18 protein-coding genes are annotated in these 23,352 nt (G+C 60.7%); 2 read left to right on the plus strand and 16 right to left on the minus strand.

Annotation, left to right across the window (positions count from 1 at the left end; genetic code table 11):
* From PSH64_RS30160 to hflK (PSH64_RS30175), 4 genes are read right to left on the minus strand one after another with little or no spacing between them, the layout of a single operon-like run.
* A complete protein-coding gene (locus tag PSH64_RS30160; RefSeq protein ID WP_305479459.1) occupies positions 1-1,911 on the minus strand; it encodes a heavy metal translocating P-type ATPase in 1,911 nt (636 codons plus the stop codon).
* Complete coding sequence (gene hflK, locus PSH64_RS30165) at positions 1,908-2,966, minus strand: protease modulator HflK (protein WP_305479461.1); 1,059 nt, start codon at positions 2,964-2,966, stop codon at positions 1,908-1,910. The genes PSH64_RS30160 and hflK (PSH64_RS30165) overlap by 4 nt, the downstream gene beginning before the upstream one ends.
* Positions 2,963-4,015, minus strand: coding sequence for a protease modulator HflC (hflC, locus tag PSH64_RS30170; protein WP_305479463.1), 1,053 nt, complete (start codon positions 4,013-4,015; stop codon positions 2,963-2,965). Before hflC ends, hflK (PSH64_RS30165) begins: the two co-directional genes overlap by 4 nt.
* Positions 4,012-5,976 carry a protease modulator HflK gene (gene hflK, locus PSH64_RS30175; RefSeq protein ID WP_305481221.1) on the minus strand — a complete coding sequence of 655 codons (1,965 nt, stop codon included), beginning with the start codon at positions 5,974-5,976 and terminating at the stop codon, positions 4,012-4,014. Before hflK (PSH64_RS30175) ends, hflC begins: the two co-directional genes overlap by 4 nt.
* Before the next feature lie 211 nt (positions 5,977-6,187).
* On the opposite strand from hflK (PSH64_RS30175), the gene lpdA reads away from it, so the two are divergent.
* Entirely contained in the window at positions 6,188-7,588 is a 1,401-nt protein-coding gene (lpdA, locus tag PSH64_RS30180; protein ID WP_305479464.1) for a dihydrolipoyl dehydrogenase, read from the plus strand.
* A 140-nt stretch (positions 7,589-7,728) separates the two neighbouring features.
* Here the strand turns inward: lpdA and PSH64_RS30185 are convergent, their stop codons facing one another.
* A complete protein-coding gene (locus tag PSH64_RS30185; protein WP_038980472.1) occupies positions 7,729-8,202 on the minus strand; it encodes an Lrp/AsnC family transcriptional regulator in 474 nt (157 codons plus the stop codon).
* A 145-nt stretch (positions 8,203-8,347) separates the two neighbouring features.
* On the opposite strand from PSH64_RS30185, the gene PSH64_RS30190 reads away from it, so the two are divergent.
* A complete protein-coding gene (locus PSH64_RS30190) occupies positions 8,348-8,977 on the plus strand; it encodes a LysE family translocator (protein ID WP_305479466.1) in 630 nt (209 codons plus the stop codon).
* 3 nt (positions 8,978-8,980) lie between these two features.
* On the opposite strand, the gene PSH64_RS30195 is transcribed toward PSH64_RS30190, so the two are convergent.
* From PSH64_RS30195 to atpD, 11 genes are all read right to left on the minus strand, one after another.
* Positions 8,981-11,113, minus strand: coding sequence for a hypothetical protein (locus PSH64_RS30195; protein ID WP_305479468.1), 2,133 nt, complete (start codon positions 11,111-11,113; stop codon positions 8,981-8,983).
* Positions 11,100-12,293 carry a DUF3142 domain-containing protein gene (locus PSH64_RS30200; RefSeq protein ID WP_305479470.1) on the minus strand — a complete coding sequence of 398 codons (1,194 nt, stop codon included), beginning with the start codon at positions 12,291-12,293 and terminating at the stop codon, positions 11,100-11,102. The genes PSH64_RS30195 and PSH64_RS30200 overlap by 14 nt, the downstream gene beginning before the upstream one ends.
* Before the next feature lie 235 nt (positions 12,294-12,528).
* Positions 12,529-12,906 carry a DUF6124 family protein gene (locus PSH64_RS30205; protein ID WP_305479472.1) on the minus strand — a complete coding sequence of 126 codons (378 nt, stop codon included), beginning with the start codon at positions 12,904-12,906 and terminating at the stop codon, positions 12,529-12,531.
* A 439-nt stretch (positions 12,907-13,345) separates the two neighbouring features.
* Complete coding sequence (locus PSH64_RS30210) at positions 13,346-15,376, minus strand: pyridoxamine 5'-phosphate oxidase family protein (protein ID WP_305479474.1); 2,031 nt, start codon at positions 15,374-15,376, stop codon at positions 13,346-13,348.
* 64 nt (positions 15,377-15,440) lie between these two features.
* Positions 15,441-16,067 (minus strand): glutathione S-transferase family protein, encoded by a 627-nt coding sequence (locus PSH64_RS30215; RefSeq protein ID WP_305479476.1) that lies wholly within the window; start codon positions 16,065-16,067, stop codon positions 15,441-15,443.
* A gap of 131 nt (positions 16,068-16,198) precedes the next feature.
* Positions 16,199-17,101 (minus strand): LysR family transcriptional regulator, encoded by a 903-nt coding sequence (locus tag PSH64_RS30220; protein ID WP_105342546.1) that lies wholly within the window; start codon positions 17,099-17,101, stop codon positions 16,199-16,201.
* A gap of 79 nt (positions 17,102-17,180) precedes the next feature.
* On the minus strand, positions 17,181-19,013 hold the full coding sequence (glmS, locus tag PSH64_RS30225; protein WP_105342549.1) for a glutamine--fructose-6-phosphate transaminase (isomerizing): 1,833 nt from the start codon (positions 19,011-19,013) through the stop codon (positions 17,181-17,183).
* 1 nt (position 19,014) lies between these two features.
* Positions 19,015-19,791 (minus strand): DeoR/GlpR family DNA-binding transcription regulator, encoded by a 777-nt coding sequence (locus tag PSH64_RS30230; RefSeq protein WP_105342551.1) that lies wholly within the window; start codon positions 19,789-19,791, stop codon positions 19,015-19,017.
* A gap of 203 nt (positions 19,792-19,994) precedes the next feature.
* A complete protein-coding gene (gene glmU / locus PSH64_RS30235; RefSeq protein WP_305479479.1) occupies positions 19,995-21,362 on the minus strand; it encodes a bifunctional UDP-N-acetylglucosamine diphosphorylase/glucosamine-1-phosphate N-acetyltransferase GlmU in 1,368 nt (455 codons plus the stop codon).
* Positions 21,363-21,477: 115 nt separating this feature from the next.
* Positions 21,478-21,903, minus strand: coding sequence for a F0F1 ATP synthase subunit epsilon (locus PSH64_RS30240; RefSeq protein ID WP_007934346.1), 426 nt, complete (start codon positions 21,901-21,903; stop codon positions 21,478-21,480).
* A 45-nt stretch (positions 21,904-21,948) separates the two neighbouring features.
* Complete coding sequence (gene atpD / locus PSH64_RS30245) at positions 21,949-23,328, minus strand: F0F1 ATP synthase subunit beta (protein ID WP_105342556.1); 1,380 nt, start codon at positions 23,326-23,328, stop codon at positions 21,949-21,951.
* Between the last annotated feature and the right edge of the window lie 24 nt (positions 23,329-23,352).

Below are 23,352 nucleotides of genomic sequence, written 5' to 3' on the forward strand. Positions count from 1 at the left end.
TCACACCTCATCCTTAAGCTTGAGTAGGGGTTCCTGAAAGCGTAGCAAACGCCCAGCGTTACCGAGCACCAATAACGTACTCAAGTTGTGCAACAGCGCGGCAATCATCGCCCCGGCCGCGCCCAGCCAGCCGAATGCGGCGAAGGCGACAATCGCCAGGGTCCAGCCCAGACCGATGATCACATTGACCTGCAAAGTCTGACGGCATTGGCGACTCAAGCGCACACAGGTTCCGAGTCGGCGCAGGTCGCTGCCGATCAGTACGATGTCGGCCGAGGCCAGCGCGATGTCCGCACCGCCCGCGCCCATGGCCACGCCAACCACACCGGCCTTGAGCGCCAGAGAATCGTTGATCCCGTCGCCGACCACCATCGGCCGGAAACCACTGCCGATTTCTTTCAGCACACGGTTGAGTTTGTCCTCGGGCAACGCCTGGGCTTCGACATCGCTGATGCCCACATCCCGGGCCAGGGTGTGCGCCACGCTGTGCCGATCCCCGGTGAGCAATAGCTGACGCCCCAGGCCCAGTTCACGCAACTCATTCAGGGCAAATCGTGCCTCGGGTTTGACGCTGTCAGCGAGCAATAGCCAGGCGAGAAACTCGCCATCGAGTGCCAACCCGGCGATCGGGCCATCGTGTTTTGGAACGGCTGAAGTGACGATGCCCAATTGCGCGAACAGCTCCGGACGACCGAGGGCCGCTTCGCCCTGCTCGGTCATTGCCACCACACCCAGCCCCTGACGCTCGCGGATGTCGGAGAGCAGCAGAAAATGTTCCTGAGTGACCAACCCGGCCAACGCGCGGCTGACCGGGTGGCTGCTGGCGGAACCGAGGCTGGCGGCGAGTTTTAATACGTGACTGCGATCTTTCAGGGGACTGTCGATCGATTGCAGGCGCAAGGTACCGAATGTCAGGGTGCCGGTCTTGTCGACCACCAACGAGGTCAGGTCCGCCAATTCTTCGAGGAACGCCGAGCTGCGAATCAGAATCCCGTGCCGAGCGGCGACCGCCACCCCGGCAATCGCCGTGGCTGGTGCCGACAACACCAACGCGCAAGGACACGCGGCCACCAACACTGCGAGCATCGCCTGGGCATTATTGGTAACGAACCAGGTCACGGCGGCCAGCAGCAACACCAGCACCATGTAGCTACCGGCGTAGCGTTCGAGCAGACGGGTGATCGGCGGCTTGGAACGTTCGGCGTTTTGCATCAGCGCGATGACTTTGCCCAGCGTCGATTCGTGCCCCGTGCGGGTCACTTCAATGCGCAGCAGGCCATCGAGGTTGATCGCCCCGCCGAACACCGGCATGCCCACGACGGCCTCTATGGGCACTGACTCACCGGTGATCGATGCCGTGTCGAGGCTCGCCTGACCGGACAACACCCGGCCATCGGCCGGCACGCGATCACCCGCACGCACCTCCACCAAGTCGCCGGCCTTGAGCGTGCCGTTATCGACTTCAACGATAGCGCCGTCAGCCTGAATCTTGCGTGCATGGCTGCGGGTCAGTTTGCCGAGGGCGTGAATAGCCTCCTGGGAACCGATCACGCTGCGCTCTTCCAGCACATGGCCGAAGATCATGATGATCGGCAGCAGTGCCGCAGTCAGCAGATCGCCAGTGGCCCAGGCACCGAGCATGGCCAGGGCGATCAATTGATCGGTGATCCCGTGCAGGCTCGGATAACGCAGGCTGTACCACGCCGAGCGCATGACCGGCACGGCCACCAGCAACGAGGCAAAACCCAACAGCAATTGGCTGACCCCGGTCTGTTCCGGCAACAACCAGCGCCAGACCAGGCCGAGGGCAAGCAAGCCCAGTGCAAGCATGGCCAGGGTCAACTGGCGCGCGGCGCTACGTTGTTCAGCCGAGGACAACATGCTCGGCGCGGCGGCGGTTTGGGCAGTCATTGTGCAGCTCCCTGAATGATCAGGCGGGAATCGTCTTTGGGATCGACCGTCGTCACCGAACCAGCCTGACCGAGAATCTTCGGCATCCGCTCACGGTAAATACGCAGCAGCATTTGCGGGTCGGTGCCCTGCTGTTGCGCCTTGGCCAAACTCAGCACCGTGGCGGTGTCGGCGGAAGCTTTGGCCAGGCGTTCGCTGGCCTGGGCGTGAGCCACTTGCAGCGTGCGGTCGGCTTGTTCATTGGCGGACTGAGTCAGTTTCTCGGCTTCAGTTCGCGCGTTGGCAACAGCTTTGTCAGCCTGCTGACTAGCAGTTAACACCGCGTTGAACGCGCTCACCGCCGGGCCGGGCAGACTCGACTGCACATCGACCCGCGCCACTTCGATACCCAAGCCCTGCCCGGTCGCCGTCAGTTCGGCCAAGCGTTGATTGATGCCTCGCACCAGATCGCCGCGCAGACGTTCGCGACGTTCGGCAGCCTGATTGTCGGCACCGATCAGTTCCGGTCGAGCCACCAGAATGGTGTCCAGGTCTCGCGCCGCGGTGAGCGCCACGGCACTGCGCGTCACCAGTCGATCCAGAGCCGGCAACACATGCTCACCCTGAAGAACGAAGGCATAGGGCTCAGTGACTTTGTAGAACACCCGCACATCCAGCTGCACCACGCCCGCGTCACCGGTCAGCAGATAACCGGAGCCGGCGAGCGCATCGCTGAGGGGTGTGGCAAAGCTCGCCACTCGGTCGGCCTGCAACGCGGCATCGGTGCGCAGCAGGTTTTCCACCCGACGCTCGATCACCCGATCCGCTGCCGGCAACAAGATCACCTGCTCAAACGGTCGCGGCCACGCCAACAGTAAGCCGGCATTTTGAATGCGATCCAGCGCGCCGAAGTGCAGCACCACGGCGCGATTCTGCGGGTCGATCTGCCGCACATTGGAAAATGCCCACGCCAACGCAGCCAGCACGGTCACGGCGTAAAGCGCGAGAAAAGCCAAGCGCCCCGCCTGAATCCAGGGGCTGCTCAACTCATTTGTTCCACGTGGAACCAAACTCATGGCTGCGACCCGGATTTGTTATCGAGGGTCGGTGGACCGTCAACCAACACCCGGAACGGCGCCGCATCGGTGCGCAAAATCAGTTTGGTGCCCGGTGCGACGATGGTGCCCAAGGTGTCGAGCGAACGCAGCAAATTGTAGAGCTGCGGTGAACCGGCGTAGGCGCGGCCGTAAATCTGCGCGGCTTCGACGCGGGATTGGGCTTCGATGTCTGCGGCTTTCACGGTGGCATCAGCTTGTACGATTCGCGCATCACGCTCGGCCGCAGAACGAATTTGTGCCGCTTCACGTTTGCCAATGGCCGTGCGTTCAGTGGCGATTGTTTCACGCTCGGCGCGCATACGATCGACCGTCGCGGTGAGCGTCACCGATGGCAGAGTCAAACGCTCGATACCGACTTGCAGCACTCGCACGCCATAGGTGGTGAGCAACTGCTGATCGATCTGCTGACGCAGCTGCGCTTCGAAATCGGCGATGTGCACCTGGTTGGCGTCGGTGTTCACCAGATTGGCCAAGTCGAAACTGCTGGCGGTAGTTTCCAGCGCCGAGCCGACAAAGGTGCGAATCTGCCGCGCCGCTTCGTCCGGCTGGTTCTGCACGGCGCGCATAAAGCGTTGCACGTTGTCCGGATCACCCTGGACCTGCCAGGCCACGTAGGCTTGCACGATGATACGCAAACCATCGCGCGTGCCCACATCCTGCAAGCCGCTGGAGGTAGTGCGCAGCCGTAGATCCACCGGGATCGCCGCCTCGAACGGTGCCGGCCAACGCCAGCCAAGCCCCGGCTCCAACAATACCCGCGATGGATTACCGAAGCGGGTAATCACCGTGGCCTCCCCCGAGCGCACTTGCACCAGGCTCGCCGCCGCAATGGCAAACGCCACCAGCAACGCCGCCCAGCCCATTCGCCGCCACGGGAATGGGCCGGCTTCGTGTGGGTCGCCATGATGATGGTGATGATGACCATGGTGATGCCCGCCATGCCCGTGATTGTGGCCGGTGTGGTCATCGTGATCGTGATGATCGTGAGAAGGCGTCGACTGGCTCAATGGGCGGCTCCTGGCTGAGCGGTATTACGCGACGGCGCAGGGTCAGCCGGCAGCGTGAATGTACGTAGGTCGATGGTCGGCGCATTGCTGCTGCCACCCAGACGGTGATCGAGAACCAGCAGCTTGGCGTTAGCCAGGCCCTGGGTCAGTTGGCTGAGGTATTGCTCCAGCACGAAGGCTTGGCCGGCGCTGGAAAACGCCTTTCGTTCGGCGGCAAATTTCAGGTCGGCGGCCTGGGCGTTCGAGTTGATTTCATGCGCACTGGCCGTGGCTTGATCGCGAGCGATGCTGGCCTGCAATTGCGCCTGGTTGGTCGCCTCTGCCGCTGCACCGCGCTCTCTGGAGATCAGTGCCTGAGCGCCAATCTGCGCCGCTTGCACACCGTGATAGGCATTCGCCGCACCCGCTGGCGGATGAATGGCCTCGACCACCGTGGCAAGAATTTCCACGCCGCTGTCGAGTTTTTGCAGGTCTGCCTGCACAGCTCGGCCGATGTCTTCGGCGAGCCCTACCCGGTCTTCACCGAGTAAACCGTCAAGGGTTCGCGAGGCGAAATCGTGAACCAGAATTCGACTCGCGGTGCTGCGGATCAGCGTCGGCACGTCGGCGCTGTTGTACGTCGCAGCCAGTGCCGCCTGATCGCTCAAGCCGATGCGATAAACGAAGCGCACGTCCATGTTGACGATCTGGAAGCTCTGCTTGTCGGCACGGCTGCTGGCGATGACCTGGGATTTGTCATTCACATGACTGGCGTCCCACAAGCGGTTGGCAATTACCGGTGCCGGGCCTTCGGCAGGTTCAGCTTCCACCGGTGCCGACGTTTCGCCGACGCTGGTGGCCAACTCGTGAACCACACCGTTTTCGACGCTCAGCACGCGCCCCAGCGGCCAGGGCAAACCAGCGTGCAAACCAGGACCGAAAACCTCAACCGGTTTGCCGAAACGCTCGTAGATACCCCGCCCTTGCAGCGGAATTTCATGAATACCGGTGAGTAACCAACCGACAAATACCACCACCGCCAGCACCGGTAAAAACGCCCGTCGCATGTAGGTGAAGGCCCAGATCTGCCGCAGGTCGATGCCGAAGCGGTTGTGCAACTCGTGCTGCAATGCCAGCAAGGGTTGCGGTGGCCAGCGCAGCATATCGGCGACAAAACTTCGCGCCAGCAATGTCGGTTCAAGTTGTTCACGACGAGGGCTGAACAGCGACAACACGGCGCGCAGCAACAACTCGACGGCGACCAACCCCGGCAGCAAGCCGATCAGCACCGCCAGACGCACCGGCCACACTGCTGTTTCGCTGGCGAACAACAAACACAGGGCGCTGAGCACCAGACCAATAATCGCGACCCGCGTCAGCTGCGCCAACGACCCGGCTTCGGGCCACTGAGCGACATTTTCCTGGGCCAGTTGCCGCTCCAGTACCAGCAAACCGAACGCCAGCAGCAACGACAGCGCGGCGCCGACGCTGGCTGACAATCCCAACGCGGCGGGCGGTAAAGCGAGGTTCCAGATTTGCTCGATACTGTACAACGTCAACAACGCCCAGCCGCCAAGCCAGAGCGTCGGTGCACCGATCTGCCCCAGCAAGCGCAGCCAACGCTGACTGATGCGCTCCAGCAATCGCTCGTACCAGCCTTCGGCGGCAATGGTTTCGTCAGCGGTAGCCACTGGCACCAACACTGGCGGATTCATCGCCCGTGCACGCCACTGCGCCACCCACCAGGCCGATTGCAGACCGGCGCCCAACACCAGCAAACCGGCACTCTGATTGACCAGCAACGCTGGCCAGAGTGACTGAGGCGCAAACAGCCCGACAAAAAACGCCAACACTAACCCTGTTGCCGCCAAAGCACCCAAGCCGATTGCGAACTGCCGCAATCGACGTCCTTGAACGACCGCCTGCTGAAAGCGCAGCAGCCCTGCTATCTGTGCTCCATCGCCATCGAGATCGACTTGCATACCACCCCAGCCATTGCTCACATCATAATTCGTTACGATATAACGAAAATGGTGAAATTTTCGTCCTGAATCGTTCTATCTAAAAGCGCTGAACCTGTCGCCAAGCTGAAGCCTTGACCGAAATGGTGAGAAACGCACATATTACGTTCGTAATTTTTTATTGAAGACTACTTTTTGTCGACCCCGTCCCTCTTAATCCAGGAGTTGCACCATGAGCACCTATGACGTCGTGATTCTGGGCGCCGGCCCCGGCGGTTACAACGCAGCGATTCGCGCCGGGCAGTTGGGCTTGAAAGCGGCATGCGTGGAAGGCCGTGCCACCCTCGGTGGGACCTGCCTGAACGTCGGTTGCATGCCGTCCAAGGCATTGCTGCATGCCTCCGAGCTCTACGACGCGGCCATGGGGACGGAATTCGCCAACCTCGGGATCGAGGTCAAGCCTGTGCTGAACCTGGCTCAGATGATGAAACAGAAGGATGAAAGCGTCACAGGGTTGACCAAGGGCATCGAGTTTCTGTTTCGCAAAAACAAGGTCGACTGGATCAAAGGGTGGGGCCATATCGACGGGCCGGGCAAGGTCACGGTGACAGACAGCCAGGGTGGCAAAATCCAGCTGAGCGCCAAGGACATCATCATCGCCACCGGTTCCGAACCCACTCCCCTGCCGGGCGTAGACATCGACAACCAACGCATCCTCGACTCCACAGGCGCGCTGTCGCTGGCAGAAGTACCGAAGCACCTGGTGGTGATCGGCGCCGGGGTGATCGGCCTGGAGCTGGGCTCGGTATGGCGGCGCCTGGGTGCTCAGGTGACGGTCGTCGAATTTCTCGACCGAATCTGCCCGGGAGTGGATGGTGAAGCCGCTAAAACCCTTCAGCGCTCATTGAGCAAGCAAGGCATCCGCTTCAAGTTGAGTTCGAAAGTCACCAGCGCCACCTCCTCGGCGAGCGGAGTTCAACTCAGTGTCGAACCGGCCGCAGGTGGCACCGCCGAACAGCTGGAAGCCGACTACGTGCTGGTGGCTATCGGTCGTCGTCCTTACACCCAGGGCCTGGGGCTGGAGAACGTCGGCCTCGCCACCGACAAACGCGGCATGCTCGCCAACAAGGGCCACCGCACCGAAGCGGCAGGCGTCTGGGTGATCGGTGACGTCACCTCGGGGCCGATGCTCGCCCACAAGGCCGAAGACGAAGCCATGGCCTGCATCGAGCAGATCGTCGGCAAGGCCGGCGAGGTCAATTACGACCTGATCCCCAGCGTGATCTACACCAAACCGGAGCTGGCCAGCGTCGGCAAGACCGAAGAACAGCTGAAGGCCGAAGGTCGCGCCTACAAGGTCGGCAAATTCCCCTTCACCGCCAACAGCCGGGCGAAGATCAACCATGAAACCGAAGGCTTCGCCAAAGTACTGGCCGATGAGCGCACCGACGAAGTTCTCGGCGTGCACCTTGTGGGCCCGAGCGTCAGCGAAATGATTGGCGAATATTGCGTGGCCATGGAGTTCAGCGCCTCGGCCGAAGACATCGCCCTGACCTGCCATCCGCACCCGACCCGCTCCGAGGCCTTGCGCCAGGCGGCGATGAATGTGGAAGGGATGGCGACGCAGATGTAGGGCCGATGGTTTCGCGATGACTGAACCGACGCTTTCGCGAGCAAGCCCGCTCCCACACTCGATCATTGTCGAACACAACATCTGCGTTCACTGACGATCTACTGTGGGAGCGGGCTTGCTCGCGAATGGGATCGACTTGTCTAAAGCGGCAAATGCTCCAATGGCAACGCTCCCGGGGTCTTCACCGTGTGAATTGCAAAGTTGCTGCGGATGTCGCTCACGCCAGGCAATTTCAGCAATCGCCCGGTGAGGAAACGGTCATAGGCGCGCAAATCCGGCACCACCACTTGCAGCAGAAAATCCGACTCCCCTGACACCAGGAACGCCGAAATCACCTCCGGCAAGGCTGTCACGGCCAGACGAAACGCTTCGGCCTGTTCATCGTTATGCCGTTCGACCTTGACCCCGACAAACACCGTCAGCCCAAGCCCCACTTCATCTCGATCCAGGTTGGCCTGATACCCGCGAATCACGCCCGCCTCTTCCAGCATCCGTACCCGACGCAAACAGGGCGAGGCGGACAAACCGATCTCATCGGCCAGCTGCACGTTGCTCAAGCGTCCGTCCCGTTGCAGTGCCGCGAGAATCTTGCGGTCATAGGCATCCAGTTTCATGGTTTGGCAGATCCTGATGGTTCAATCATCACAAACTGGCAGGTTATGCCAAATATCGAAGCTTTAGAAGCTGACTACGCAACCACCTGCCCTGCCCCTCGGCCGTAGACTGAACGCACCAAATCGACAACGAATGGGCGGCAACATGACAGAACTCTGGCTGTTTTTCATGGCATTGACAGTGGTGTACCTGTTGCCGGGCCCGGACATGATTCTGCTGTTGCAGACCGGCGCACGTCAGGGCAAAGGCGCGGCGCTGGCCACGGCATTGGGGCTGGGCGTGGCGCGCGGTTGTCATGTGGCATTGGCGGCATTGGGTTTGGCGACGCTGTTCAGGACGGCGCCCTGGACCTTCGACGTGGTGCGCCTGGCTGGCGCCGCGTATCTGTTGTGGATCGGCATTCAGTGCCTGCGCAGCACGATGTTGCCGAGCTTGAACGGTGCAAACACAACGATTGATAAACCACGGTGGCCGGAAGCGATCCGGCGCGGTTTGCTGACCAACCTGCTCAACCCCAAGGCACTGCTGTTCTGCTCGGTGCTGATGCCACAGTTCATCGAGCCCCACGCTGGGCCGGTGCTCGGGCAATTTGCGACCCTGGGCATGATGCTGGTCGGCGTCGGCTTGCTGTTCGACAGCGCCTACGCGCTGGTCGGCGCTGCGCTGGGCCGTTGGCTGCAACGCAGTCCATCGGCCCAGCGGCTGCAGCAGTGGTTGTTTGGCAGCCTGTTGATTGGTTTTGCGGTGCGGCTGACCTTTGTTCAACAAGCTTGAGCGTTATCGCGCTTTCCGACGGCGGCGACTGATCAACAACAGCGCCGCTGCCGTAACGGCCAACACGGCGCCGATCTGCAATGGTTTTTTGTAGGGCCGCAGCGTGGACCGCATAGCGTCGGTGACCTGGGTCACATAGCGCTTGTCGGCATTCTGGAAGTCCGGCTCCTGGCATTGATGACCGAAATCACCGGCCCAGACCACATAGGGCCCCTCCTCGACATAACGACGATAGAACGCGCTTTGCTCTTGCAGGTTGGTGCCCCACCCTGAGGCCTTGCATAGCACCGAAGCAAACGCCTGACTGCTGTGGGGCAAATGATCGGCAGCCTTACTCGCCAGAGCCGTGGCGACATAACGGTAATGGAAACGCTCATCAGGTTGCGCCACCGTAGCTTGCTGACGCTGCACTTCGCCCTCGGTCATCAGCGGTCCGACCTTGAGCTCCGGAGCTTCCAGGCTGTAATTGCCACCGAAGGTCACGTAATCCGGGGACATCTCGTAGCCCAACAGCTCCATCCCATCGTAGCGAGCCAGCGTCGCGGCGTAGTAATAAGCGAATGCCTTGGAGGTCGGCCACCATTTGGATTCGGCCTCCTTGCGCAATTGCCCATACCATTTGGCCTTGGCCTGCAAATCCGGGTTGTCGAAGTAAGCCGGAGCCTCATCGTAACGCTCTTCACGCAATAAACGCCGCCCGAGTAGATTGCGCAGGCTCGCGGCCACCGGCAACGGCACATAATTGTCGCGATCCTGCTGGCTGAGCGGTGGCGGTGCCGGCACCTGGGTGTCGACGTACTGCTTGAGTTCATCGAGGGTCAGCACCCGCTCAGCCACGGTGGCCGCGTCGAACCAGTAGATACCCTGGCTGCGATAGAGCTGATCGAAGGCCTGCAGGTAATCCCCGCGTTGCAGGGCCAGAATCGCGCTTTCACCCTCGACCCGGCACTTGGGCTGGAGTGTTTCGTAATCCCAGTCCGGGGTCCGACGCTCGCCCCAGGATTCGTTCTGCGGGAAGGCCTGGGCGGCTTTGGCATAGGCCGCCGCCGCAGCGTTTTTGTCGCCATCACGCACCGCCAGCTTCGCCCGCAACCACCACGCAAGGCCGCCGTCACCGGCCTGTTCGAGGAAGGCTTTGGCGCTGGCGTAATCGCCCTGTTGATAATTCATCGCCGCCAGGCGATCGGCATTATCCAGACTGCCACGGGTGCTGCTTTGCAGCAGTTTGATCAGTTTCTGCTCGTTCGGTGGTTGATCGCCGAAGGACCAGCCCAGTCGGCTGATCAACGATGCCGTCACCAGTTGCTGCACCGTTTTGCCCTTGAGCAACCCGGCCAGTTGCTCGTCGGGCATCGCCGCCAGATCGGCCATCAACAGCTTCAGCGAGGTGTAGCCCACCGCCGAACCGTGAAGGTTCTGCGTGGCATAGAGTTCGATGGCATGGTCCCAATCGCCAGCGGTGCGGGCCACTCGCGCTTCTTCGCCGAGGCTGGCGACACCCAGTTCCAATGGGTCGCTGAAGCCGTCGATGCTCAGTTGACGGGTCTGCTCGAAGGCCTTGCGGGACTGAGCCATCAGGTCAGGGGTCGCGCCTGTTTCTGAACTCATGGCAAACAGCGATCGGCCCAACGAGTACGCCGCCCAGGTGCTACGCAGCGGGCGTTGTTCCGCCGGCAGCGCCAGCACTTTCTGGAAGTAGTCGACGGCCAGGCCATGGTCACCGGCGTTGAACGCCACGGCACCCGCCAGATAGAGTCTGTGCTCGGGCGGCAGATTCGCGCCTTGTTCTTCGACCTGACGGGCATCGGTCAGGCTGCGCAGTTGTTTCACCAGCGCTTGCTGCTCAGGCGTCAGACCGGTCTGTTCTGCGGTATCGCGCTGATTGCTGTAATCGGGCGCATCGCCGTAACCGTCCCCCGGAATGTTGGTGGCGGCGGTGACATTTTTCAGTCCCGCGATGGCATGCCCGAGGCGGTTGATCTCAAGGTTGAAGTTACCTTCCGGCAGTTCCGCCAGCGACTGGCCACGGTTGTCCAGCAGGCGCATGGGAAAGTCCGGCCCGCAGGCCAGTGCCGAACCCAACGGCAGGCTGAGGCTCAGGCAAAGCACATGACGGGGCCAGTTACGGGTGAACATTCGAACCTCCTTGATCAATATTTGCGCAGCGCGCCCAACCGATGGCGCGCTGCCCGCCGGCCGGGATTCGACCCTCGCGCAGCCGGGTGAAGGTAAGCAGATCCGGGCGCTGTTGCAACGCATATCCGGCCAATGCGTCGGCGCCATCGCAGCCCTGCACCGCCAGTGTCAGGCGTTCGGGCCAGGCGCTGTCGAGGTTGCCTTGATTGCTGAGGCTGATGTCGTAGAGGCCATCCTGCGCCGAGAGCTTCAGGCCCACACGACTGTCGAGCGTATCGCCACGCGCCACAGCGATTAGCGTCGTCAGGCTCCAGGCCCTGCGATCATTGGCCAGCGGCAGGCGAAACCAGATCAACCCGGCCAGATGAGCCGGTGGATCGGCGCGTAACCCGGCGCCGAGTTTGCTCAGTTGCCGCGGGTCCGCCAGCAACTCACGGCGCTCGCCGCCTCGCTCGATGGGCACTTCGCTTTCCACGACCGGCGCACCATCGGCCTCCGGCAACAACGCCACGCCATAAGCCGGCAGCGCCAGATAAAACGGTTTCGAGGTAATACGGCTCCAGGCCTTGGCCCACTGCCGGGCCTGATTCGGGTCGAACAGCCCACGCCGTGGATCGCTCACCGCGTGCACCTGCAACACGCTGCTGTCGACCGTCGCCAGCAACGCCGGCAACTCGGCGCTGTCGAGCCAGGCCGGCAATGCGGTGATGCTCAGCGGCAAGGACGCCGGCAGAACGGCACGCAAATGCGCGAGGAATTCACGGTAGGCCGGTAACCGGGCGTTGCCCGCATCGTGGTCGATTTCCACGCCGGAAAGGATCAGCCCCTGCCCTTGCCAATCCCTGAGCACTTGCTGGATCTGCGCCGTGGCCTCGTCCCGATCCAGCCCCTTGAGCTGGCCATCCAGACGAACCACCACAATCAGCGGCCGACCATCACGCTTGAGCAGCGCCGGATCGATCCGCGCGCGGCTCCAGCCGGCTTGCGGAAAGGCCTGCAAGGCCAGCACGCGCAAGGTCGAGAAATCGGCGCGGCTGTCGCGCAGCGCGGCGTCATGGGCCGGTGTCCATTGCCGTTGCCACACATAGAGTTGTTGATCGAGTGGTGGCGCGTCCGATTGCTCGCAACCGTTGAGCAACACCGCTGCCAGCAAAACGATCAAGCGTGCGAAAAAGACCATGAGAAACCTTATCCCTGAAATACAAAAAGGGCCTCTCAAAGGCCCTTTGTCGCTCTGCTCACTACCCTACTCAGCCGTTGGCTTGCGGGCAACGATCACCTGACTTTTCGCCACCACCGTGTCCAGCACCTGACTGCTTATGTGGGAGCGGGCTTGCTCGCGAAAGCGGTTTATCATTCAACATCTGCGTTGTCTGACACTCCGCTTTCGCGAGCAAGCCCGCTCCCACGTTGGATCAGTTGTGTAGCGCAGGTTTTGATACGCCAACGTTATCCAGCATCCGGTTCACCGCCAGTTCCGCCAGCATGACGATCTGTTGAATCGCCATCGCCGTGTGCCGGTGCGGCCCTTCCAGATACCCCGCAAAATCACTCGCCATGACACAGGCCTGGGCCAACGATTCACAGGTGTGGGCCAACAGGTCTTCGTCTTTGATATTCGGCGCAACCATAAACATGGTGCTCGGCTTGCGGGCTACGGGTGCTTTGAGGGCAGAGGGGTTGAGGTAGTGGTCGAGCGCGCGTTCGGCGGCTTCGTTGAGCTTTTTTGAATCGAGGGATTCGTAGGGGGAACCGTCGTCCGCTTCGGGCGGATTTGGGGTTGCTTTGAACATGGTGACACTCCATTCGAGAACTGGAGTTCGCCAACACTGCGACCAAGCAGAAGGGTGGCGAACCATACGCGGGTTGGTCGACCAGGGAATGGAACCCGGCAGGGCCTAAGCCCTCCCACGCACAGCTCGCCATGAAGCAAGCACAAAAGTGCGCCATTCTAAACCTGGGCGACCAAACCCGATCACTGAATTTGCAGCGCCCCCCAAAGCCTATCCCCCGGACTTCTGACACGACAACCGCTAGAACTTGTCGGGTTCGTCCTTCAGAACGGCCAAATCTGTAGGATGTTGGCAAATATTTTCAGGCCAGCCGAGACCTAATGTGGGAGCGGGCTTGCTCGCGAAGGCTGTTTAACATTCAACATGGGAGTTGTCTGATACACCGCTTTCGCGAGCAAGCCCGCTCCCACAGAGGGATTTTCTGTGTTGTCTGGTTCAGTTACAGATCCAACACCAACGGCTGCGAACCCTGTGCCGGCACCGCGCAACAGATCAGCACCTCTCCAGCGTCGGGCACTTCCGCGGGGGGCTGTGGATAATTCACCTCTCCGCTGATCAACCGGGTCTTGCAGGTCCCGCAGGAACCGCCGCGGCAACTGAATTCCGGGCGCAGACCTCGGCTTTCCGCCAACTCCAGCAAGCTGCCACCGTCCGGCTGCCAACGCGCTTCTTTGGCAGAGCGCTGGAACACGACGGGCACCGAAACGGTAGCGGCCGGCAATTGCTCGATGACCACCGCGTCCGGGTCCGGCTTGCGACGCAGCGTCGACGGGCCAAAGGTTTCGGCATGAATCCTTGAATCAGGGACATCCAGATCCCGCAGGCTGTCGTACAGCCCCTGGGTAAAACTTCCCGGACCGCACAGGACAAAATCCACTTGGTCGTAGTCCTCCACCTCAAGAGTAGTCTTGAGCAAGTCGGCGTCGATGCGCCCTGTCAGGTCGTAATCTTCACCCTCACGGGCATCGGCCTCCGGCTGACTGAGCAAACGCAGCACCCGCACCTCATCACCGAGGCCGTCGAGCAGGCGATCCAGCTCAGGGCGAAACGGTTGATCGGCCAAGGTCCGCGAGCTCTGGAAGAACCACACAGGACGGATGCGCCGCGTGCGCAGGCCTTGATAAACCACCTCCCGCAGCATCGACAGCAGCGGCGTGATCCCCACGCCAGCGGCCAATAGCACCAGCGGCCGACGCTCATTCGGCGCCACGGTGAAATGCCCTTGAGGCGCCCGGGCTTCCAGTACATCACCGACACGAATTGCTTCATGCAGGTGCGTAGACACCAACCCGTCACGCTTCACGCTGATGCGGAAAAAGTCATCGGACGGCGCGCTCGACAGGCTATAGGTGCGGATATGCACATCGCCTGCAATGTTGAACCGCAAGGGCAAATGTTGCCCGGCCTGAAACACCGGCAACCCGGCGCCATCGGCAGGCTCCAGATAGATCGAACGGATGTTGTGGCTTTCCTGTTCGATGCGCGTCACTCGCAATGGCCGCCAGTGATCCCCCAGGGCCTGGGCTTGCAGACGTGCGTTCGCCTGGGCCCAGGTGCCGGTCAGCAAACTGGTGGGCGACACGCCGTCAAAGCGCCAGCGCAAGGCCAGCGCCGAGGGCCGACGCACCGCGTGCTCCACCTCGAATGTCCACAGCCGCTCAGCCCCTTGAAAGGCTTCGATCTGCGGGCCTTCAAGGATGACTTGCGTGCGACCGCTGAGGTGCAGCAAATCGCCCGAATCGAAATCGATGAACAGCAAACCGGCCCGAGGGTTGATCAGCAGGTTGCCCAAGGTATTGAAGAACAGGTTGCCGGCGAAGTCCGGGATGGTCAGGCGATTGCCTTCTATCTGGACGAAACCGGCCTGGCCGCCCCGATGAGAAACGTCCACCGAGCGTTGGCCATCGACGTCCACATAACTGGCGACAAAGAAAGTATCGGCACCGGCGATCATGGCTTTGGCCGTTTCATCCAGCTCAGTGAGATGCTGCGCAACACGGGTCGCCGGATCCGCCAACGGCACCGAGCGAAATTGCCGCAACTGGATGTATTGCGGGCAATTGCCGAAGGATTGCTCCACCGTCACTTCGAAGCCGTTCGCCGTTACAGCGCCGACTCGACCATTGAGACGATTGCGACGCCGGGTGTGCAGCTCGATACCGAGCAGACCGATCGCCGCCCCGTCTTGCAGTTGTGCAGGGTCGTCGCGACCGGGCAGGCTGCCGATCTCCAACAGCCCGGGCTCGGGGGACTTCGCAAAGCCCGGCGCGCCTTCAAGAATGCTGGCCCAAGGGTTGCCGTCAGCATCCACCGCGCCGTACAGCATGAACGGCAGTTGCTGATAGAACGTACGGTGTTGGTCCGGCATCTCGCGGCGAATCACCCTACGGCCCAATGCGTCCATTCGCTCGGCGACGCCCACGTGAGCCTGCAATTGTTTCTCGCCTGCATGCCAAGGTGAATGTTCCATAACGGCTTCTCCCCTGCGCTGATTGCGCAATAAGAACAGCCCGGCTGAGCTCGGGCCGTGAGCATCAGGCAGTTTTTTGCAAACCGGCGACGGTGCGCGGCATGCCGACAAACCCTGGCAAGGCTTCAACGCGCGCCAGCCAGGCGCGGATGTTGGCGTAGTCGTCCAGCGACACATTGCCTTCCGGAGCATGGGCGATGTAGCTGTAGGCGGCGATGTCGGCGATGGTCGGCTCGCTACCGGCCAGATAGGCCGTTTCGCCCAGTTCCTGATCGATCACTTTGAGCCAGGTGTGAGAATAGGCGATCACCTCTTCAGCGTTGTAAGGCGCACCGAATACAGTGATCAGCCTTGCTCTGCCGGGGCCAAAGGCAATCGGCCCGGCGGCGACCGACAACCAGCGCTGAACCTTGGCTGCACCGACCGGATCGGTTGGCAGCCAGCGACCGTTGCCATATTTTTGCGCAAGGTAGACCAGGATCGCGTTGGAGTCGGCCAGCACCATGCCTTGATCCTCAATCACCGGAACCTGGCCAAACGGGTTGAGCGCTAGAAAGTCCGCTTGCTTGTGCGCGCCCTTGGCCAGATCGACGAAAATCAGCTCGGTCGGCAGTTGCAACAAAGACAGCATCAGCTCCACACGGTGAGCATGGCCAGAACGTGGGAAATTGTAGAGTTTGATGGCTTGCATGGTTGGCTCCGCTGGGTAGTGGCGCCGTTCAGGAACGATCAGCGCCGATGGGGGCCTATCTTCCACCCGCAGCCAAAACAACAGAATGACCAGCAAATGCAATCCATTATTTCAGCCAGCGCAATAAACCCTCAGCCATGCAAGGCCGGGTGTTCGCGCAGCACCTTCACCACGAAGTCCACAAAACTGCGAACCCGCGCCGGGGCCTTGCGCCCACCCTGGTAGACCACGTGAATGGGCAATGGCGGCAGTTCGAAGTCAGCCAGGACGATTTCCAGCTCACCGGCGGCGATCTTGCTCGCCACTTGATAGGACAGAACCCGGGTCAGGCCCAATCCCATGGCGGCGGCAGTGATAGCCGCTTGATTGGCGGAGACCACAAGACGCGGTTCCGGGCGAACGCTGATCGGTTCTCCCGCTTCAAGGAACGGCCAGCTCCTGGGCTGCCCGATGGATGAGGTAGCGATGATCGGGGCACTGCTCAAATCCGCAGGATGCCGAGGCCGGCCATGGTCAGTCAGGAAACCCGGGGAAGCGCAGATCACCCGCCGCACTTCGCCCACTCGAATGGCATGCTGATTACTGTCAGGCAACTCACCGATGCGCACAGCCACATCAATGCCCTCCTCGACCATGCTCACCACCCGGTCGACCAGCACAGCGTTGATGCTGACTTCTGGGAATTGAGTCAGGTAGCCGACCATGAGCGGCGTGACGAACAAATCACCGAACAATACCGGCGCGGTGATCGTCAGTTGCCCACGGGGCTGGGCATGGCTCCCGGCGGCCGAATCCTCGGCTTCCTGCACTTCGGCGAGAATTCTCCGACAATCCTCCAGATAACGCTGACCCGCCTCGCTCAAATGCACGCTGCGGGTGGTGCGCGTCAGCAACTGAGTGCCGATGCGCTGCTCAAGCGCCGCCACTGCCCGGGTAACGCTGGCCGCCGACATCCCCAAACGCCGCGCCGCCGCCGAGAAACCTTGGTCCTGGGCGACAGCGGCGAAGACCTGCATTTCCTGGAATCGGTCCATCGGATATGTCCTTCGTTCAGGTAAAAAAAATCGCAACCGTAGGCTGCGATTTTTGTTGTTTCGATCACCTGTGGATAACTTATTCCACCGTCACCGACTTCGCCAGATTTCGTGGCTGGTCAACGTCAGTGCCTTTCAACACCGCCACATAGTACGAAAGAAGCTGCAACGGAATCGTGTAGAGGATCGGCGACAGGATGTCGTGGATGTGCGGCATGTGCACAACATGAGTGCCTTCACCGTTGGTCATGCCGGCCTGCTCGTCGGCGAAGACGATCAGTTCACCGCCGCGGGCGCGGACTTCCTGGAGGTTGGACTTCAACTTCTCCAGCAACTCGTTGTTCGGCGCCACGGTGACCACCGGCATATCGTTATCCACAAGCGCCAGCGGGCCATGTTTCAGCTCGCCCGCCGGATAGGCTTCAGCGTGGATATAGGAGATTTCCTTGAGCTTGAGAGCCCCTTCCATCGCCACCGGGAATTGTGCGCCGCGACCGAGGAACAGCGTGTGGTTTTTCTCGGCGAACAGCTCGGCGATTTTCTCCACGGTGCTGTCCATGGCCAGGGCTTCGCCCAAACGGGTCGGCAGGCGACGCAGTTCTTCGACCAGTGTGGCTTCGACGCCTGCGGCCAACGTACCGCGAACCTGACCCAGGGACAGGGTCAGCAACAGCAGACCCACCAGTTGAGTGGTGAAGGCTTTGGTCGAGGCCACGCCGATTTCGCGACCGGCCTGGGTCAGCAGGGTCAGGTCCGATTCACGCACCAAAGAGCTGATGCCGACGTTGCAGATTGCCAGGCTGGCGAGGAAACCCAGCTCTTTGGCATTGCGCAGGGCGGCCAGGGTGTCGGCGGTTTCACCGGACTGAGAGATGCTCACGAACAGGGTGTTCGGCTGCACCACTACTTTGCGATAGCGGAATTCGCTGGCGACTTCGACCTGGCACGGGATGCCGGCCAGTTCTTCGAGCCAGTAACGGGCAACCATACCAGCGTGATAGCTGGTGCCGCAGGCGACGATTTGTACATTGCGCACCTTGGCGAACAGCTCGGCCGCTTGTGGACCGAATGCCTGGACCAGCACCTGATTCTGACTCAGGCGACCTTCAAGGGTGCGCTGCACAACGGCCGGTTGCTCGTGAATTTCCTTGAGCATGTAATGCCGGAACTCGCCTTTGTCGGCGGCTTCGGCCCCGTCACGGTACTGAACGCATTCACGTTCGACGAGTGCGCCGTTGACGTCCCAGATCTGCACGCTGTCGCGGCGAATTTCGGCGATATCGCCTTCTTCCAGGTACATGAAGCGGTCAGTGACCTGACGCAGGGCCAATTGGTCGGAGGCGAGAAAGTTTTCACCCAGGCCCAGACCGATCACCAATGGGCTGCCACTGCGGGCCGCCACCAGACGATCCGGTTGCCGAGCGCTGATCACCGCCAGACCATAAGCGCCGTGCAGCTCTTTGACAGTCGCTTTCAGGGCCAGGGTCAGGTCGGGCAGCTCTTTGAGCTTTTCGTTGAGCAAATGCGCAATGACTTCAGTGTCCGTGTCCGATGTAAACACGTGGCCCAGGGCCTTGAGCTGCTCGCGCAGGGCTTCGTGGTTCTCGATGATGCCGTTGTGCACCACCGCCAGATCGCCTGAAAAATGCGGGTGAGCGTTGCGTTCGCAGGGCGCGCCATGGGTTGCCCAACGGGTGTGGGCAATGCCCAGACGACCGACCAGAGGCTCTTCGATCAGCGCCTGTTCCAGTTCGCTGACCTTGCCCGGCCGACGCAGGCGCAAGAGTTTTTCATCGTTGGTGTACACCGCCACGCCGGCGCTGTCATAACCACGGTATTCCAGACGCTTGAGGCCTTCGAGCAGGATGGCGGTAATGTTCCGTTCTGCGACTGCACCAACAATTCCACACATGCTAGTTCTCCTGACTGACAGCGGCGCAAATCACATTGATGCCGCGGGCCTGAATCTGATCGCGGGCCGCAAGCGGCAGGCGATCATCGGTAATGAGGGTATGGACGCTGCTCCATGGCAGCTCCAGATTGGGAATCTTGCGGCCGATCTTGTCGGCCTCGACCATCACGATCACTTCGCGGGCGACCTCGGCCATGACACGGCTCAGGCCCAGCAACTCATTGAAGGTGGTAGTCCCGCGCACCAGATCGATGCCATCGGCACCGATGAACAATTGATCGAAGTCATATGAGCGTAGTACCTGCTCTGCCACCTGGCCCTGGAAGGACTCGGAATGCGGGTCCCAGGTACCACCGGTCATCAACAGCACCGGTTCATGCTCGAGTTCACTCAAGGCATTGGCGACATGCAGGGAGTTGGTCATCACCACCAGACCCGGTTGTTGACCGAGTTCCGGGATCATCGCGGCGGTGGTGCTGCCGCTGTCGATGATGATGCGCGCATGCTCGCGAATCCGCGTGACCGCGGCTCGGGCAATGGCCTGCTTGTATTTGGAAACCGGTTGGCCAATGTCGGCAACCAGCTCCTGAGGCATGGTGACCGCCCCGCCATAACGACGCAGCAACAGACCGTTGCTTTCAAGCGCTGCCAGGTCCTTGCGAATCGTAACTTCCGAGGTTTCGAAACGCTTGGCCAATTCATCCACACTGACTTCCCCCTGCTCATTGAGCAAGGCGAGGATGTTGTGGCGACGTTGGGGTGTGTTGCGTTTCGACATGGTCTAGTAAGTTTCGATTCGAAAGATAACGTAAGCAATCAAAACCTATCAACGAAACTTCGTCAAGCGAGAGATGACAAAAAAGATCTGTGGATAAACGCATCGCGGGCAAGCCTCGCTCCTACGGACAGTGATATCTCGTAGGAGCGAGGCTTGCCCGCGAAAGCAATCTCATAGACGCCGCATCATGCGCTGTGGATAACTTAACGCTTCTTGATCTTCTCCGGCCGCTTCCAGCCGTCGATGTTCTTCTGCCGAGCCCGGCCCACGGCCAACTGAGCGTTATCCACATTCTGAGTAATGGTCGAACCGGCCGCCGTGGTCGCACCCGACGAGATATCCACAGGCGCCACCAACGAGTTGTTGGAGCCGATAAACACATCTTCGCCCAGCACGGTTTTCCACTTGTTCGCACCATCGTAGTTACAGGTGATGGTACCCGCGCCGATGTTGGTACGTGCCCCGACCTCGGCGTCGCCCAGATACGTCAAGTGACCGGCCTTGGCGCCTTCACCCATGTGAGCGTTCTTCAGTTCAACGAAGTTACCCACATGCGCGCGAGCTTCCAGCACCGTGCCGGGACGCAAACGAGCAAACGGGCCGGCATCGCTGCCTTCGCCGAGAATCGCGCCTTCGATATGGCTGTTGGCCTTGATCACCACGCCTTTACGCAAGGTGCTGTCCTTGATCACGCAGTTCGGGCCGATCACCACGTCGTCCTCGATGACCACTTTGCCTTCGAGGATCACGTTGATGTCGATCAGGACGTCGCGGCCGACGATGACTTCGCCGCGTACATCGAAACGGGCCGGGTCGCGCAGGGTCACGCCCTGAGCCATCAATCGACGAGCGGCGCGCAGTTGATAATGACGCTCCAGCTCGGCCAGTTGTTTGCGGTCGTTGGCGCCCTGCACTTCCGTGGCGTCATGGGGGTGTTCGGTAGCCACCACCAGACCATCGCTGACTGCCATGGCGATCACGTCGGTCAGGTAATACTCGCCTTGGGCGTTGTTGTTGGAGAGCCGGCTCATCCAGTCGCCCAGGCGCTCGAAAGGCACCGCCATAATGCCGGTATTGCCTTCGGTGATCGCGCGTTCGGCTTCATTGGCATCTTTCTGCTCGACGATGGCGGTCACCTTGCCGGCGGCATCCCGGACGATGCGGCCATAGCCAGTCGGGTCATCCAGTTCAACGGTCAGCAACCCCAATTGCTGTGGTGCCGCCCGCTTGAGCAGACGTTGGAGGGTTTCGACTTCAATCAACGGCACATCGCCGTAGAGAATCAGCACCGTGTCGGATTCGATGAACGGCACCGCTTGGGCCACGGCATGACCGGTCCCCAGCTGTTGGTCCTGCAGGACAAAATTCAGGTCATCGGCGGCCAGACGCTCGCGCACCACTTCGGCACCATGACCGATCACAACATGGATGCGCTGTGGATCAAGTTGCCGGGCGCTGTGGATAACATGGCCAAGCATTGAGTTACCGGCAATCGGATGCAGGACTTTCGGCAAGGCCGAACGCATGCGGGTGCCTTGCCCGGCAGCGAGGATAACAATTTCAAGGGACATGACTGGCTACCAATCCTGGGTGGTCAGCAACTGCGACCAGGTGATGAAAATCGGAAAAGAAAAAGGGTAGCCGAGGCTACCCTTTTTAATAATCGCACAACAAGTCGATGGCCGATTAGTGGCCGAACTTCTTGCGGATCTGCTGGACGGTGCGCAGCTGAGCTGCGGCCTCGGCCAGACGTGCGGCAGCAGAACCGTAATCGAATTCCGCGCCTCGCTCATGCAAGGCTTTCTCGGCAGCCTTAACGGCTTCCAAAGCTGCGGCTTCGTCCAGGTCGGCAGCACGTTGCACGGTGTCGGCAAGAACCTTGACCATGTTCGGCTGAACCTCGAGGAAACCACCGGAGATGTAATACACCTCCTCTTCCCCGCCCTGCTTGATCAGGCGGATCGGGCCCGGCTTGAGATTGGTGATCAGCGGCGCGTGACCCAGGGCGATACCAAGATCACCCAGAGCACCGTGTGCAACCACCATCTCGACCAGGCCGGAGAAGATTTCCCCTTCCGCGCTGACGATATCGCAATGGACTGTCATAGCCATCTGATTGCCTCAACCTAAATTAGCGCCCGTTGCCGGGCGCCGGGATTACAGTTTCTTGGCTTTCTCGATCGCTTCTTCGATGCCGCCGACCATGTAGAACGCTTGTTCTGGCAGGTGGTCGTAGTCACCGTTGAGGATGCCTTTGAAGCCAGCAATGGTGTCTTTCAGGGAAACGTATTTACCCGAAGCACCGGTGAAGACTTCAGCCACGAAGAACGGCTGCGACAGGAAGCGCTGGATCTTACGAGCACGGTTTACCAACTGTTTGTCGGCTTCCGACAGCTCGTCCATACCCAGGATCGCAATGATGTCCTTCAGTTCTTTGTAACGCTGCAGAACATACTGAACGCCGCGAGCGGTGTCGTAGTGGTCCTGACCGATCACGTTCGGGTCCAGCTGACGCGAAGTCGAGTCCAGTGGGTCTACCGCCGGGTAGATACCCAGGGAAGCGATGTCACGGGACAGAACGACGGTGGCGTCCAAGTGGGCGAAGGTGGTCGCTGGCGACGGGTCAGTCAAGTCGTCCGCTGGTACGTATACCGCCTGGATCGAGGTGATCGAGCCGTTCTTGGTCGAAGTGATACGCTCTTGCAGAGTACCCATCTCTTCGGCCAGGGTCGGCTGGTAACCTACTGCCGAAGGCATACGGCCCAGCAGTGCGGATACTTCAGTACCGGCCAGGGTGTAACGATAGATGTTGTCGACGAACAGCAGAACGTCGTTACCTTCGTCACGGAACTTCTCGGCCATGGTCAGGCCGGTCAGAGCTACGCGCAGACGGTTTCCCGGCGGCTCGTTCATCTGACCGTAAACCAGTGCCACTTTGTCCAGAACGTTGGAATCCTTCATCTCGTGGTAGAAGTCGTTACCCTCACGAGTACGCTCACCCACACCGGCGAACACGGAATAACCGCTGTGCTCGATGGCGATGTTACGGATCAGTTCCATCATGTTTACGGTTTTGCCTACACCGGCACCACCGAACAGACCGACTTTACCGCCCTTGGCGAACGGGCAAACCAGGTCGATAACCTTGATGCCGGTTTCCAGCAGGTCGTTGCCGCCCGCTTGTTCAGCGAAGGTTGGCGCAGGACGGTGAATGCCCCAGCGCTCTTCGGTGTCGATCGGACCAGCTTCGTCGATCGGGTTGCCCAGTACGTCCATGATCCGGCCCAGAGTCGCTTTACCGACCGGTACGGAGATGGCTGCGCCAGAGTCAGTGACTTCCAGACCGCGCTTCAAGCCCTCGGTGGAACCCATCGCAATGGTACGAACCACGCCATCGCCCAGCTGTTGCTGAACTTCCAGGGTGGTTTCGGCCGCGCTTTGTACTTTCAGCGCGTTGTAGATGCTCGGTACGCTGTCGCGTGGAAATTCCACGTCGATAACGGCGCCGATGATTTGAACGATACGTCCGCTACTCATAGCTGGATCCTCTGAATATTTGAA

This window comes from Pseudomonas sp. FP1742 (assembly GCF_030687145.1).
In the GTDB taxonomy this organism is placed as follows: domain Bacteria; phylum Pseudomonadota; class Gammaproteobacteria; order Pseudomonadales; family Pseudomonadaceae; genus Aquipseudomonas; species Aquipseudomonas frederiksbergensis_D.

Coding starts and splice junctions, on each gene's coding strand:
- PSH64_RS30205 (WP_305479472.1), bottom strand. CDS start 12,906: ATGTTCAAAGCAACCCCAAATCCGCCCGAAGCGGACGACGGTTCCCCC.
- PSH64_RS30230 (WP_105342551.1), bottom strand. CDS start 19,791: ATGTCGAAACGCAACACACCCCAACGTCGCCACAACATCCTCGCCTTG.
- PSH64_RS30160 (WP_305479459.1), bottom strand. CDS start 1,911: ATGACTGCCCAAACCGCCGCCGCGCCGAGCATGTTGTCCTCGGCTGAA.
- PSH64_RS30215 (WP_305479476.1), bottom strand. CDS start 16,067: ATGCAAGCCATCAAACTCTACAATTTCCCACGTTCTGGCCATGCTCAC.
- glmS (WP_105342549.1), bottom strand. CDS start 19,013: ATGTGTGGAATTGTTGGTGCAGTCGCAGAACGGAACATTACCGCCATC.
- PSH64_RS30190 (WP_305479466.1), top strand. CDS start 8,348: ATGACAGAACTCTGGCTGTTTTTCATGGCATTGACAGTGGTGTACCTG.
- PSH64_RS30240 (WP_007934346.1), bottom strand. CDS start 21,903: ATGGCTATGACAGTCCATTGCGATATCGTCAGCGCGGAAGGGGAAATC.
- glmU (WP_305479479.1), bottom strand. CDS start 21,362: ATGTCCCTTGAAATTGTTATCCTCGCTGCCGGGCAAGGCACCCGCATG.
- PSH64_RS30210 (WP_305479474.1), bottom strand. CDS start 15,376: ATGGAACATTCACCTTGGCATGCAGGCGAGAAACAATTGCAGGCTCAC.
- atpD (WP_105342556.1), bottom strand. CDS start 23,328: ATGAGTAGCGGACGTATCGTTCAAATCATCGGCGCCGTTATCGACGTG.
- PSH64_RS30185 (WP_038980472.1), bottom strand. CDS start 8,202: ATGAAACTGGATGCCTATGACCGCAAGATTCTCGCGGCACTGCAACGG.
- hflK (WP_305481221.1), bottom strand. CDS start 5,976: ATGCAAGTCGATCTCGATGGCGATGGAGCACAGATAGCAGGGCTGCTG.
- hflK (WP_305479461.1), bottom strand. CDS start 2,966: ATGAGTTTGGTTCCACGTGGAACAAATGAGTTGAGCAGCCCCTGGATT.
- PSH64_RS30200 (WP_305479470.1), bottom strand. CDS start 12,293: ATGGTCTTTTTCGCACGCTTGATCGTTTTGCTGGCAGCGGTGTTGCTC.
- lpdA (WP_305479464.1), top strand. CDS start 6,188: ATGAGCACCTATGACGTCGTGATTCTGGGCGCCGGCCCCGGCGGTTAC.
- PSH64_RS30220 (WP_105342546.1), bottom strand. CDS start 17,101: ATGGACCGATTCCAGGAAATGCAGGTCTTCGCCGCTGTCGCCCAGGAC.
- PSH64_RS30195 (WP_305479468.1), bottom strand. CDS start 11,113: ATGTTCACCCGTAACTGGCCCCGTCATGTGCTTTGCCTGAGCCTCAGC.